At 46.2% G+C, this 13,939-nt stretch carries 11 protein-coding genes, 1 pseudogene and 1 riboswitch; of the genes and pseudogenes, 6 read left to right on the top strand and 6 right to left on the bottom strand.

Features of this window, described 5'->3' with window-relative positions:
* The first annotated feature begins 247 nt into the window (after nt 1–247).
* Genes P403_RS0109125 through P403_RS0109135 form a run of 3 tightly spaced genes read left to right on the top strand, consistent with a single transcriptional unit; the run spans nt 248 to nt 3,219 of the window.
* Nucleotides 248–961, top strand: a complete 714-nt coding sequence (locus P403_RS0109125; protein ID WP_029332336.1) for an IspD/TarI family cytidylyltransferase — start codon at nt 248–250, stop codon at nt 959–961.
* On the top strand, nt 958–1,983 hold the full coding sequence (locus tag P403_RS0109130; RefSeq protein ID WP_029332337.1) for a ribitol-5-phosphate dehydrogenase: 1,026 nt from the start codon (nt 958–960) through the stop codon (nt 1,981–1,983). The genes P403_RS0109125 and P403_RS0109130 overlap by 4 nt, the downstream gene beginning before the upstream one ends.
* 30 nt (nt 1,984–2,013) lie before the next feature.
* Entirely contained in the window at nt 2,014–3,219 is a 1,206-nt protein-coding gene (locus P403_RS0109135; RefSeq protein ID WP_029332338.1) for a CDP-glycerol--glycerophosphate glycerophosphotransferase, read from the top strand.
* Nucleotides 3,220–3,466: 247 nt separating this feature from the next.
* Here P403_RS0109135 and P403_RS0109140 read toward each other — a convergent pair whose 3' ends face one another.
* The 4 genes from P403_RS0109140 to P403_RS0109155 form a co-directional block, all read right to left on the bottom strand.
* The gene (locus P403_RS0109140) at nt 3,467–4,024 is read right to left on the bottom strand and encodes a nitroreductase family protein (RefSeq protein WP_029332339.1); all 558 of its coding nucleotides are present in this window, start codon (nt 4,022–4,024) and stop codon (nt 3,467–3,469) included.
* Nucleotides 4,025–4,152: 128 nt separating this feature from the next.
* Nucleotides 4,153–4,695 carry a hypothetical protein gene (locus P403_RS0109145; RefSeq protein ID WP_029332340.1) on the bottom strand — a complete coding sequence of 181 codons (543 nt, stop codon included), beginning with the start codon at nt 4,693–4,695 and terminating at the stop codon, nt 4,153–4,155.
* Nucleotides 4,696–4,817: 122 nt separating this feature from the next.
* On the bottom strand, nt 4,818–6,512 hold the full coding sequence (locus P403_RS0109150) for a DHA2 family efflux MFS transporter permease subunit (RefSeq protein ID WP_029332341.1): 1,695 nt from the start codon (nt 6,510–6,512) through the stop codon (nt 4,818–4,820).
* 12 nt (nt 6,513–6,524) lie between these two features.
* Nucleotides 6,525–7,181 (bottom strand): HlyD family secretion protein, encoded by a 657-nt coding sequence (locus P403_RS0109155; RefSeq protein ID WP_029332342.1) that lies wholly within the window; start codon nt 7,179–7,181, stop codon nt 6,525–6,527.
* A 193-nt stretch (nt 7,182–7,374) separates the two neighbouring features.
* Here P403_RS0109155 and P403_RS0109160 point away from each other — a divergent pair, with 193 nt between their 5' ends.
* Nucleotides 7,375–7,989: a TetR/AcrR family transcriptional regulator gene (locus tag P403_RS0109160; RefSeq protein ID WP_029332343.1), complete on the top strand. Its 615-nt coding sequence runs from the start codon at nt 7,375–7,377 to the stop codon at nt 7,987–7,989.
* 72 nt (nt 7,990–8,061) lie between these two features.
* Here P403_RS0109160 and P403_RS0109165 read toward each other — a convergent pair whose 3' ends face one another.
* Nucleotides 8,062–9,165: a GGDEF domain-containing protein gene (locus tag P403_RS0109165; RefSeq protein ID WP_034801094.1), complete on the bottom strand. Its 1,104-nt coding sequence runs from the start codon at nt 9,163–9,165 to the stop codon at nt 8,062–8,064.
* Nucleotides 9,166–9,309: 144 nt separating this feature from the next.
* Nucleotides 9,310–9,765, bottom strand: coding sequence for a MarR family winged helix-turn-helix transcriptional regulator (locus tag P403_RS0109170; protein WP_029332345.1), 456 nt, complete (start codon nt 9,763–9,765; stop codon nt 9,310–9,312).
* Nucleotides 9,766–9,936: 171 nt separating this feature from the next.
* Nucleotides 9,937–10,121: riboswitch (Lysine riboswitch) on the top strand.
* Between the two features lie 113 nt (nt 10,122–10,234).
* Between P403_RS0109170 and P403_RS16045 the strand changes: the two are divergent.
* Nucleotides 10,235–11,715, top strand: a pseudogene (locus P403_RS16045) (amino acid permease).
* A 410-nt stretch (nt 11,716–12,125) separates the two neighbouring features.
* Nucleotides 12,126–13,886: a solute:sodium symporter family transporter gene (locus P403_RS0109180; RefSeq protein WP_029332346.1), complete on the top strand. Its 1,761-nt coding sequence runs from the start codon at nt 12,126–12,128 to the stop codon at nt 13,884–13,886.
* Nucleotides 13,887–13,939: the final 53 nt, after the last annotated feature.

Genomic DNA, 13,939 nt, shown 5'->3' on the forward strand with positions numbered 1-13,939 from the left:
TCACCAGGAACATAGTATAGTTGTATTAGAAATCACCAATCATTATATCGTGACAAAGCAAAAAAAATAGTGCTTTGTATATTTTTTTTGTTTTTTTCGTCAAGTGTGATCCGATTATCCGACTCTATTCGAAGATATACCCACATCGCTGGTAGGTGGAAACCAAAAAAGATTTTTGATAAGGGAGGGAAGCAGGTTGTTTCATGACAGCGCCGTCACGCGACGGATGGGACATCTGCGATACAAGATGATTTATGCAGCAATTTTAGCCGGGGGAAAAGGAACACGCATGGGGAACGTCGATCGTCCGAAACAATTTCTTTCAATTGGGGAACGTCCGATTCTCGTCCATACGGTCGAAAAATTCTTATTGAACGATGATTTTGACCGTGTCATCATCGTCACACCAACAGCGTGGATTAACTATACACGCGATATCTTAGAAAAATACATTGGACAAGATGAGCGCATCGTCATCACGGCTGGTGGAAATGACCGGAACGAATCCATCATGGCGGCGATCAACTGGATCGACGAAAAGAATGGCATCACAGATGAAGATATTATCGTAACGCACGATGCGGTCCGTCCATTCCTGACACACCGGATCATTAAAGAAAATATCTCGACAGCACTTGAGTATGGTGCATGTGATACTGTCATTTCAGCCATCGATACAATCGTTGCATCGACAGACGGAAAAACAATCACAGATATTCCGGTCCGTGACCAGATGTATCAAGGGCAAACACCACAAAGCTTCCAAATCACGAAGCTGAAATCACATTATGAAGCCTTGTCTGCTGAAGAGCGTGCCATCTTAACGGATGCGTGTAAGATTCTATTGCTCAAAGGTGAAGATGTCGCACTCGTCACAGGAGAACTCTTCAACATCAAAGTCACGACACCTTATGATTTACGCATTGCTAACGCAATCCTGAAGGAGCGGATTAACCAATGATTAACCAAGTCTATCAACTCGTTGCACCTCGTCAAATCGAGGTGACGTATGATGAGCGGTCGTTAAAATCTGATCGCGTCGTCGTCCGGCCGACTTACTTGTCAATCTGTCACGCGGATCAACGTTACTTCACAGGAAGCCGTAGTGCAGAAGTACTCGCGAAAAAATTACCGATGGCGATGATTCACGAAGGAATCGGAAAAGTCGTTCATGACCCGTCAGGTACGTTTGCGAAAGGGACGCTCGTTGCGATGGTACCGAATACGCCGTCTGAGACAGATGACATCATCGGCGAAAACTACTTGCGGACAAGTCGTTTCCGTTCAAGCGGTTATGATGGCTACATGCAAGATTATGTTTTCATTCAAGCCGATCGTCTCGTCGAAGTACCGGCAGATCTTAACCCGGAAGTCGCAGCCTTTACAGAACTCGTCAGTGTCGCTGTTCACGCCGTGACACGTTTCGACCAAATCGCACATGCGCGTCGGGAAACGTTCGGAATTTGGGGTGACGGAAACCTTGGTTTCATCACAGCACTGTTGTTACGTAAGCTGTACCCGGAAGCGAAATTACTCGTCTTCGGAAAAACACAATCGAAGCTCGATTACTTCTCGTTCGCGGATGAGACGTATCACATCGACCAAATTCCAGAAGGTGTTGCCTTCAATCACGGGTTTGAGTGTGTAGGCGGCATCGGCAGTCAATATGCAATCAATCAAATGATTGACTATATCATTCCAGAAGGAACGATGGCATTGCTCGGTGTATCTGAGGAGCCTGTTTCTGTCAATACACGGATGATTCTCGAAAAAGGATTACGTGTCTATGGTTCGAGTCGCAGTACACCAACGGACTTCGCTCGGACGATGGAACTGTATCAAACGTACCCGGATATTCCAGAATACTTGTCGAACTTAGTCGCAGGTGTATTCCAAATTCGTCAAATCGAGGACATCCATCAAGCGTTCGAAAGTGATTTAACGAACCGTTTCGGAAAAACCGTCATGGAATGGTGCATGTAAAAATTAGTAGGGCAACAGAAGGGATCACTCATGAAACAAAAAATACGTTTAATTCAGCGGCGGACGGTTCATTATTTACTGGTCATGACGTATTGGCTTGCGAGACGCTTGCCGATTGACAAGCAAAAAGTCGTGTTTGCGACCTATCGTTCAGACAAGCTCGTTGATAACTTCCGTGCCGTTTATGACGAACTTGAGAGCCGCGATCTTGGATTCAGCTATGTGTTCCTGCTGAAGCGGTTCCCACAAGGTCTGTTCGGTCAGATTAAATACGTCTTCCACATGATGCGGGCGACGTATGAACTCGCGACTGCCCGCTATTTCATCATCGATGACTACTATTATCCGGTCTATGTCTCGTCACTGCGTCAAGGGACTGAGGTCATTCAACTGTGGCATGCATGTGGCGCCTTTAAAAAGTTCGGTTACAGTGTGCTCGATAAATCCTATTCACCGGACGATGATTACTTGAAGATGGTTCAAATTCACCGAAACTACTCGAAAGTCTATGTCTCGGGAACAGCCTGTATCGAACCGTATGCTGAAGCATTCGGGATGGACGCGGCCCGTGTTCATCCACTCGGTGTCCCACGAACGGATCAACTCTTGAATCCGGCGCGCCAAGCACATGTCGAACAAAAACTGTATGCTGACTATCCGGAGTGGCGTTCGAAGAAAATCATTCTTCTTGCTCCGACTTTCCGGGGCAACGGTCAGACGACGGCACATTATGATGAGGAACTAAATTTCGAACAGTTCCGCCAAGAACTCGGGAACGAGTATATTTTATTGTTACGGATGCATCCGTTCGTGCTTAATCGTCCGGTCGTCCCGGCTGAATTTTCGGACCAAATCATCGATATGACGGATTATCCGGATATCAATGATTTGATGCAGATTTCAGACATTTTGGTCACGGATTATTCGTCTGTCATCTTTGAGTTCGCTTTACTCAAAAAACCAATCATCTTCCTCGTGAATGATTTGACATCCTATAAGGAAGAACGTGACTTTTACTTCCCGTATGAATCGTTTGTCCCGGGGCCGATTGTTTCCTCGTTCAACGAGGTCATCGCTTGGGTGAAACAAGGGCAGTTCGAATCAGAGAAAATTGAGGAATTCGCCCGTCAATTCTTCACGTATCAAGATGGGCAAGCGACAAAACGCATTGTGGATCATCTGTTAGATCATGTGCAGTCGCCTGCCGTGTCACCTGAAAAAACGACAATCGTGTAAATACGATCATCTTGAAGGACATCACACAGTATATAGAGAAACCCGGACGATTCTACTTTTTAAAAAAAGTGAGAATCATCCGGGTTTTTTTGATCGGTTTTCTGACAGGAATGAGGGAAACGTGCAGAAGAAAAAGCGATTATTTGATCAACTTCGTTTGGGGAGGAAGTTGCAAAATAATCGCTTATGACTGTATAAATGGGGCTTGATTGGCGCGAGCAGGGGTAGCTCGCAGGATGCGCACTCCTTAAAAGTGCGTTAACTTTTCGCGGGCAGGTGTCCGTTTTTTTAGTGGTGGAATCATCGCAGGCCAACCGAGTTGGATGACACCGGCGACACGTTCTTCATCATGGGCACCGACGAGTGTCGCATATTCGTCTGTAAACCAATGTTTCCCGCTTTTCCAGCAGCTTCCTAAACCAAGTTCCGATGCGAGCAGTTGGATGTTTTGAATCATCGCAGCAGTCGCAAGTAAATCTTCTGTCTGTTGATCGTCTGTTCCTTGAACGTGATAAAGGACCGTCAAGAACACCGGTACTGCACTTATCTTTTCTTTAAAGGAAAGGCGTTGCTCATCCGTCTTTTGATCGAATTGACCACGTGCTTCAAGGAGCTCCATCAATTGTTCGACATACCGGACTTGTCCTTCACCAATCGCGAGAACGAAACGCCATGGTTCACGTAACTTATGATTCGGTGCATAAATCGCAGCTTCTAAGATTTCTTCAATCATTTCGGATGGAACAGGTTGATCGGTGTAGGAACGAACCGAACGTCGTTCTAAAATGAGTTGTCGTGCATTCATCACTATCATCTCCTGACCTAAGTACTCTTAAAATATAAATGATAACGATTATCATTGTCAATGATAATTCGAAAAATAAAACGAACAGTGACTCGATTTCAACGGAAGTCATCGTTCGTTTCATGTGGTTATTGTTTTTTGCTTGCTGTCGTAGCGAGTTTCTTTTTGACTTGGCGTAATCGCAGTAATGCCATTAAATAATGTGCAAAATAAATTGTGAAACCAAAGAAAATCGGGATCGCAAGTCCGAGTTTTACACCCGGAACAGCCGTCAAGTTAATGTAAAGCAAGACCGTCATCGATAACGTATAAAACGTTGCTTCAAGCAACTGCGGCATGATGTGTTTACGCTTCAAGAAAAACGAGCGGATAAGCGGTAAGATGACGAGGCTGACGAGCCGATCAATTAGACCAATCACGAGCACGCTGATGACGATTGCGAGACCCCCTTCGAACTGTAAGAGGTTCGGAAAGACATAGTACGAGACAAGCACTAACGGACCGACCAGTAAGAAAATCGAGACCGAAGCACGGAAAAAGACGAAGAGACTATTAATACTCGTTAAAAACGCACGCGAGATTTTTTGCGACCAGGAAAGAGATGGTCGTCCGACCTGCCACGCGAAGCAACAGGCGAAAATGAACGCGTAAAATTGAAGGAAGGCAACCATAAAGCATCTCCTTTTGATATGAACTCAATGAACCTAGTGTAGCGATATTAGAGAAGAAGTGCAAAGGTGAACGATTAAAAAGCCAGCTGACGATGTGCCGTCAACTGGCTTTACAAGACGCGTTAATCTAAATTCGGTTCTTTTTTTCCATGAAGGAAGAATGACAAGACGAGTGCGAGAGCAGACAAGACAGTCGCCACCCAAAAGGCATCTGTAATTCCACTGATCGTCGCTTGTTTCGTCAATTGCGTCAACCAGCTAACGGATGCGGCTTGTGGACTACCAAGCTGTTGTCCGAGCTCACCAAGGTGTTGCGAGAGCGTTGGGTCAAGTGTCGTAAACTGGTTGGCATCGTCCGCGAGATGAGCTGTCGTTTGACGGGTCATGACCGTGACGAGGATGGCCGTCCCGATTGATCCAGCGACTTGGCGTAATGTATTTTGTGTCGCGTTTCCGTGAGGAATCATCTTCATCGGTAGAGCGTTCATGCCAGCTGTCATAATCGGCATCATGATGAACGCCATCCCGAAGGACCGGAGCATATAGATGCCCATGATGGAATAGTAAGACGTGTTCAAATCAAGTTGCGTCAATTCCCATGTTCCGTACGTCATCAACGTCAGACCGAAGATGGCAAGCGGTCTGATACCGAAACGATCGAACAGTCGACCGGCGAAGGGACCAGTGATTCCCATGATCAACGAACCAGGCAGTAATAAGAGACCTGAGTCGACGGGTGAAAAACCACGGATGCTCTGCAAGTAAATCGGCAGGAGCAACATCCCCCCGAACAAGGCCATCGTGACGATGACATTGATGAAGAGCGTAAAGGAAAATTCCGGTACTTTTAGGACACGGATGTTGAGCATCGGGTCGTCCATCGCTAGCTCACGCAAAGCGAAGGCGGCAATACCAAGAAGTCCGATCACAATCGTACTGATGACGATAGGGCTGTCCCAACCGTCGTTTCCGGCTTCACTGAATCCGTATAAGAGACTACCAAATCCAATCGTACTAAAGACAACGCCGAGGGCATCGAACTTTGGTTTTGATAACGGTTGGACGAGTTTGAACCAAGCAAATCCAAGTAATAGCGTTAAGAGACCAAAGAAGGCCATTGCATAAAACATGACGTGCCAATCGTAGTTTTGAATGACATATCCTGTGATCGTCGGTCCAATCGCCGGGGCAAGGATCATCGCGATTCCGAGCATCCCCATGGCAGCTCCCCGTTTATGAGGCGGGAACAGCGTCATGAAGACGTTTGTACCGAGCGGCATCAAGACACCCGCTCCGGCGGCTTGGACCACACGTCCGATCATCATGACAGGGAAGTTCATCGCCATCGAACAGATGACGGATCCGAAGAAGAACAACGTCATCGAGACGAGGAACAAGCGACGGAACGTATAGCTCCGCATGAGGAACGCACTGATCGGGATCAAGATCCCGTTGACGAGCATGAATCCGGTCGTCAACCACTGTGCTGTCGACGTCGTGACGTTGAAGTCGTTGATCAAGACAGGAAGAGCGACGTTGATTAATGTCTGATTCAAAATCGCGATGAACATTCCAATTAACAGGACAGTGATGACTTTTGGGATACTGATGTTTTCCGTTGAAATCGTCGCTTGCGCTTGCGGAGCAGGGGCGGCTGGAATCGCGCCAACCGCTTCTGCTTCAATCAACGTTTCATCAAGCGCCGGACCTTCTGCGCCAGCTACCCGCGGTTGACGTGCCCGGCGTGCAATCAAGTTGACCGCAAGGAACGTGACGACCATGAATGCGATATATCCAAAGAGGAAGGTCGTAGACATAAGCGTCCCTCCTTAATCCTTATGAATGCGGACGGTCACATTCATACCAGGGCGAATGTCGAGTGATTTTTCTTGTGAGAGCGACACCTTCACAGGAATCACTTGCGCGACTTTTGTATAGTTTGCGTTTCCGTTCGATGACGGCATCATCGAGAACGTGCCAGCTGTTGTCATCCCGATTTGTTCGACTTCACCCGAAAGTGTTGTATCGGGGTAGCTATCGACATAAACATCGACGGCTTGACCGACTTTGACTTCGTCGATTTCTGTTTCTTCGACGTTTGCTGTGACCCATAATTCATTTAAGTTAAATCCGTAAGCGAGCGGTGTACCAGCACCAACAAAACCGTTCTCTGTCGCCATCGACTGAACGACGGTTGCTTTTGCCGGCATTTCGATTGACGCATCAACCGGCTTTTGACCAGCCTGTGCCATCATGACGTGCCCGAGTGTCGCCCCGTTATCGAGTGTCTGTCCTGTTTTTGCCGTCCAGTCCGTGAGTTTTCCAGCGCCCGGACTAGCGATCGTAATCATCTTACCGTCGATTTTGGCATTTTCTGTTTTGACGTAACTTGTTGCTTGATCGTAGTAATAATAACCGATCGCGCCACCACCAATTAAAACGACGAGCGTTAAAATATTGATGATTAATAATTTCTTCATGTTCATGAGTAAGTTGCATCCTTTCTGTTACTAGCTGATCGCCCCAGTGCGGTCTCATAAAAAAGACTCCTCTGGGGAGGAGTAGTTAATACAGTTAATTATATGGGTGCATAACAAACAAACAACCAACAATTTCCGACAAAATGTTGGAAAAGTCTTTGGTAACGGATACAATACGTAAAAAGGAGCTGAATTTTAAATGAATCAGTCGTGCGATCCACGTCCTAAACGTTCACGTGAACGTATTACGACAGAGCTATTTCATTTACTTGAACACCATTCCTTTTCGACGATCACCGTCAAAATGTTGACGGATGGTGCCGAGGTCAATCGTTCGACCTTCTATGCGCACTATAAAGATAAATATGATTTGCTGGATCAAATCGTTGAGGAACATATGACGTTGCTCGCAGAAGCGATTCGGATTACAGGAAAACAATCGGCCGAGCCTCCGACAGTCGAACGCGTCAGTCGTTACTTTGCACGTTTGTTCATCCACATTGAGCAAAACGAGCGCTTTTACCGGACGATGCTGCTCCAAGGAACAGTCAAGACGTTCATCTCACGTTTCTTGGATACGTTAAAAGAAAACTACCGTCTTGCTTTCCGGGAGACAACAAGTGTCTCTGTTCCGGTGGATCGGGATTTATTACTGAACTACGTCATCGGTGGTCAACTCGGGCTCTTGATGTCGTGGTTACGAAATGATCGTCCGTATTCCTCCGAGTATATGGCAAATCAGCTCAGTCAGATGATCGTCTTCGGAACAGTTGAAAGTATTGGTTTCCCTCAAACACGTCCAGGAACTGTCTAAAGAATGAACTAAAAAGCGCCATTCCGATGTGAGGAAATGGCGCTTTTTGTGCTAGTCGGATATAACGTTAGATTACGCTTGACGGAATTCCAGCTGTTTCGTATAAATCGTACTTTGGTTACGTCCGTGCTCTTTTGAAGCATAGAGTGCTTTATCCGCTTGTTGCAATGCTTCGAGTGACGTATGGGATCCACCCGAATGGGCAATTCCTAACGAAATCGTAATCTGCAAATCAGGTACATGTGCAGTCGGGAACAAGTTACGGGCGACTGTCGTTCGCGCTAACTCAGAGATTTTTTTCGCATCCTTCAATGATGTGTTCGGTAAAATGATCAAAAATTCTTCTCCGCCGTACCGACCGACTAAATCATCCGGACGAACAATAGAGGCAAGTGTCGTTCCGAGTTGACGCAACACATCGTCGCCGGCATCGTGACCATATGTATCGTTAACGTGTTTGAAGAAATCGATATCGATTAGGATTAGTGAATAGCCATTGTCGTCTGATCCGACGAGTGATAGGGAGTCGTCCAGACGTCGGCGATTGGCGAGACCCGTCAAGGCGTCGGTCATCGCAAGTTTTTGCTGGTACTGGATATTTTCAAAGTGGCGTCGCAGTTCCGTCAAGAGACGGAAGGTGACGAGTGCGGCAAGTAAGTTAAAGAAAATATAGGCAATTGAAACCTTAAAGAATGTTCCCCAACTATTTGTCAGCGCGTAGATAGCGGGTAAGGAATAAAGTATCCCGATTCCTGTCATCAATTCAAAAGATGCTAAGGTCATCCGTAAAAATTTACGTGCAATGCCAATCGTCAAGATGAAGAGACTGATGATGACGGACGCAAGGATGGCACCTTCGATTTGGTCAATCGGCGTGATTAAAAACCGTGTCCCGATAATCATGATGCCTGTGATAAGCGCACTTGGCAAACCACCGAAGAACGTGGCAATCACGACGGGGATAATCCGTAAATCAATCCGGGCAACATCGATTTGAATGCTGTTGAACATGAGCAGCACAGCGATGGCACCGGCGACGACACCTAAAATCAGTCGTGTCGCGAGGCTCGCATTTGGTGTGACACGCGGTTGATTACGAAAAGGTAAAAACAAAAGGGTAATCGTTGTAAACAATAGACAAAAATTTATGATGAAGTTATTCATGATTGATAACAAATCCTCCCAACTCCTCCTGCAGTATACTTCCAATTATATACTTTGAGTATACTCGTTCTACTAACGGTATAGGAGGCCTGAATGTTTAGAATAAAAAAAGAAAAACAGTATAAAACACCTGTTTTTCTCTTAATTCTTACTTTATTAATTGGATGAGACGACTTCTTCATCCATTGTTGCGAGGATCTTATCAAATACATGAATCATCACGTTCAGTTCTTCTTCAGACAAAGTGCCGAATCGCTCCTGAAGATATGTGCGACGGACGACTTCGAGATTTCGAAAAGCGGCCTCTCCCTCGTCTGTCAAGGCGAGGACGATGGAACGACGATCTTCCGTCGAGCGTGTCCGTGTCACAAAACCGGTCTTATACAGTTTATCTGTCAAAGCAGTGACTTGGCTTGTCGCGAGTTCGAACTGTTCCGCGAGTAATGTCGGACGCTGGGGGCCGTTTTCAGATAAGCTGCGTAAGATGAAGAATTCACTTCGCGTGGCAGTACCTTCAAACAGTTGATTCAACTCACGGCGCAATGTCCGGAGAATGACACGCATTTGTTCTTCTAATCGATATGTCAATTGGTCATGTTGTTCTTGTCCCATCTGAGCAACATCCTTTCTGTACTACCTTCTACCATTTAGTGTACTAAAAATATCGGAATTTTACTATGAGCACGGTAGGATTCAAAAATATAAATTGACAAACAAGAAACATATTATGTACTATGTCGAAGTAATGAATTAGTAAATCAACTTAATTAGTTCTCACTCAACCAGTGGGATGGAGGTTGCGATTCTTATGAGTCGGGTTACGGATGTCGTCAAGCGGCAGATGAAATAGCTCAAAAGGAAGAATTGCCGAAATCGTAGACTACTTTGAAAGTCAGCGATTGGGATTAGATCAAACAGGTCTAATACTGTCATAAACCGTTTGCGGTTTATGGGGAGCTATCTTTCACGACGGTAGAATGAGACGCATCATCGATATGTTGCGTTCTCATCTTCCTCTTGGAAGGTGAGGGCGCTTTTTTTGTGCCCTCTCAAAAATTATAAAAAGAGAGAAGCGACAGACATGAACAATTTACAACAACAACAACCTCTTGATTCGACAGCAGAAGGGCTACAACGAGGGCTTCAAGCCCGGCATATGTCGATGATTGCAATTGGCGGAGCGATCGGGACAGGACTATTCATCGCGTCAGGTGCTTCAGTCGCTGCGGCAGGACCGGGTGGGGCGTTACTTTCATACTCGATTGTCGGCTTGATGGTCTACTTTTTGATGACGAGCCTCGGTGAGATGGCCGCCTACATGCCGGTCGCAGGATCGTTTTCGACGTACGGGACGAAGTTCGTCGATCCTTCATTCGGGTTCGCCTTAGGATGGAACTACTGGTACAACTGGGCCGTCACGATTGCCGTCGAGCTCGTCGCGGCTCAAATCGTCATGCATTACTGGTTCCCGAACATTCCGGGCGTCTATTTTAGCGCGCTGTTTTTACTTTTAATGATTGGTCTGAATTATTTTTCAGTCAAAGGATTCGGTGAAGCCGAATACTGGTTTGCGATGATTAAAGTCGTCACGGTCATCGTGTTTCTTGGTGTAGGAGTTGCGATGATTTTTGGTCTCTTTACGTCAGAGGCACCAGCAGGGTTCAAAAACTTTGCGTTAGGTGATGCACCGTTCGTCGGAGGAATTCCAGCCGTCATCGGTATCATTCTTGTTGCGGGCTTCAGTTTCCAAGGGACAGAGCTCGTCGGAATCGCAGCAGGCGAGTCGGAAGATCCGGAAAAAAATGTTCCGAAAGCAGTTAAACAGGTATTTTGGCGGATTTTATTATTTTATGTATTTGCGATTTTCGTCATCGGAATGTTGATTCCATACACAAGTCCGAACCTTGTCTCAAATGATATTACGGATGTTGCCGTCAGTCCGTTCACACTCGTCTTCGAAAAAGCAGGACTCGTGTTTGCAGCAGCATTGATGAATGCGGTCATCTTGACGTCCGTCTTGTCTGCCGGGAACTCCGGGATGTATGCTTCAACCCGGATGCTCTACACACTGGCACGACAAGGTGATGCACCGAAACTATTTGCGAAAGTCTCAAAAAACGGTGTGCCGCGGAATGCGTTACTCGCGACAGGGGCGATTGGTGCGCTTTGTTTCTTGACGTCGATGTTCGGTGGACAAGTCTACCTTTGGTTACTGAATGCTTCCGGAATGACAGGATTTATCGCGTGGCTCGGTATCGCGATCAGTCATTACCGTTTCCGAAAAGGTTTCGTCGCTCAAGGGCATGCGTTAAGTAACTTACCGTACGTTGCACCGGCGTTCCCGTTTGGTCCGCTATTCGCATTTGGCCTATGTTTCCTCGCGTTATCGTTGGGCAAAACTATGCCGCGTTCCTCGCTGATCAAATCGACTGGGTTGGGATTGCAGCAACGTATATTGGGATTCCGTTGTTCCTCGTCTTCTGGCTCGGACATAAAGTCAAACACCGGACATCGGTTGTCCGGTATGATGAGATGGAGTTTCCGAAACATCCGAAAAAATAATAGGATAAACTAAAGGACCCTCTCGCTTGTGAGAGGGCAGCGTATAAACAAACTCTTATGAAGAGTTAACTGCTATAACGAGATGCAATCAGTTCGCGCTTCCTTGTCTCGCCTCGCCCGAGGAAAGCAACGAAAAAAGATGCTTGATCTCCCAGGTAGCATGTTGTCTACAGTCTGACCCTCTCACTTGCGAGAGGGTTTTTTGTGTATAAAAGAACCGAGTGGTTTTCCGAAAGATTTTTTTAGTTTCTTTCCGTGATATGTCCCTTCAAGTATGTCAATCCGTAATTGGATTATTTCTTTTTAATATTTTTATTTTTATCTAAAAATATTGTTTCGATAAAGTAAAAATAAGGAATAAATTCTTTACAGTAAACCTACTAAAACAATCGGGATGGAGGAAGTGTGAAATGAGTACATATGAATTGATTTTGACACTTGGTTCGGCAGCGTTCTTCATGGCGCTCGTTGCTTATGTGTCCTATCGCATGACACGAGGCAAGGAACAGGGAGTTGACGAATATTTTTTGGCAGGACGTGGACTAAGTGGAATCTTTATTGCCGGTTCCTTGCTTCTGACTAACCTTTCGGCAGAACAACTGATCGGTTTGAACGGTCAGTCGTTCATGGGGAATATGTCGAGCATGGCGTGGGAAGTCACGGCAGGGTTTGCTGCCATCATCATGGCGATCTATCTGTTGCCTAAGTTTTTAGGGATGGGGATTTCGACGTTACCTGAATTTTTAAGTCAACGCTACGATGAAACGGTCCGGCGAATGACGGTGCTCTTATTCTTACTTGGCTACATGTGCGTGACGATTCCATCGATGCTTTACTCAGGCGGGATTGCCGTCTTACAACTGTTTAACGTACCAGAGTTATTTGGATTGAGTTATACGCAGTCGCTGTGGCTCGTCATTTGGGTTGTCGGGATCATCGGGGCCATCTATGCAATTTTCGGAGGACTACGGGCTGTCGCCGTCTCCGATACATTAAATGGAGTCGGTCTTGTCATCATCGGTTTCCTTGTTCCGATTCTTGGTTTTTTTGCACTCGGGGACGGGAATATGGTCGACGGGATGAAGCGTCTCGCAACGACACACCCTGAAAAATTGAATGCGATTGGGTCGTCAACCGATGCCGTTCCGTTCTTTTCGATTTTTACAGGAATTTTGTTTGCGAATCTCTTCTATTGGTCACTCAATCAATATGTGATTCAGCGCGTGCTTGGAGCAAAGGACTTAAAAGAGGGACAAAAGGGTGTCTTGATGACAGGCTTCCTGAAATTACTTGTTCCCGTCTTCATGTTGATTCCGGGTGTGATTGCATTTCATTTGTATGGAGATAATCTAGCGAGTGGAGATTTAGCCTATCCGAAATTAATCACGGAGTTGCTCCCGGTCTCATTGATGGGATTTTTCTTGGCCGTCTTGCTGGGAGCGGTTTTTAGTTCATTCAATTCACTCTTAAATAGTATCGCGACGTTGTTCGTACTCGATATTTATCGCCCGGTCTTTGCGAAGGAAGCGACCGACCGCCAGCTGATTCGTGTCAGTAAAATCTTCGGAACGATTGTTGCCTTGATTTCATTTGTCGTCGCTCCATTCTTAATGTACGCACCAGACGGTCTTTGGACGTTGATTCGTCAGTTCACAGGATTTTTCAACATTCCGATTCTCGTCATCGTCATGATGGGAATGCTCGTGCGGACGATTCCACCGATTGCTGCCAAAATCGTCATTGTTTTTCATGTCATTGCCTATTACTTCTTTGTTTTCGGACTCAGACAGTTGTTCGGAATCGATCACGGAATCAGCTTTATCCATGGCTATGGTATTTTATTGGTGATCGAAGTGCTGTTCATGTGGTTCATGGGGAAATATCGTCCTGTTATGCAGGTAAATCGTCGTCGACCGGTACGTACGACCGGGATGACACCGTGGAAATATGCGATGCCCGTCTCGGTCTTACTCGTGTCGAGTATCATCTTAATGTATGTCCTCTTCTCGAAAATAGGACTCGCCTATCCGGATGGTATCGTTTCAGGTTGGTTCTGGCCAATCACGCTTGTCTTGCTTGTCGGGACGGTCTTCCTCTGGCGCTTTGCCTTGAAGTCGTGGCATACGCGGTATACGACTTATCTAGAGGAAGAGTACAAACGAGCGGAATAAGTTCACAGTTGACGGCTCAAATCGATTAAGATTAAAGAAAAACGGAGGCGAGC

This window comes from Exiguobacterium oxidotolerans JCM 12280 (genome assembly GCF_000702625.1).
Classification (GTDB): Bacteria; Bacillota; Bacilli; order Exiguobacteriales; family Exiguobacteriaceae; genus Exiguobacterium_A; species Exiguobacterium_A oxidotolerans.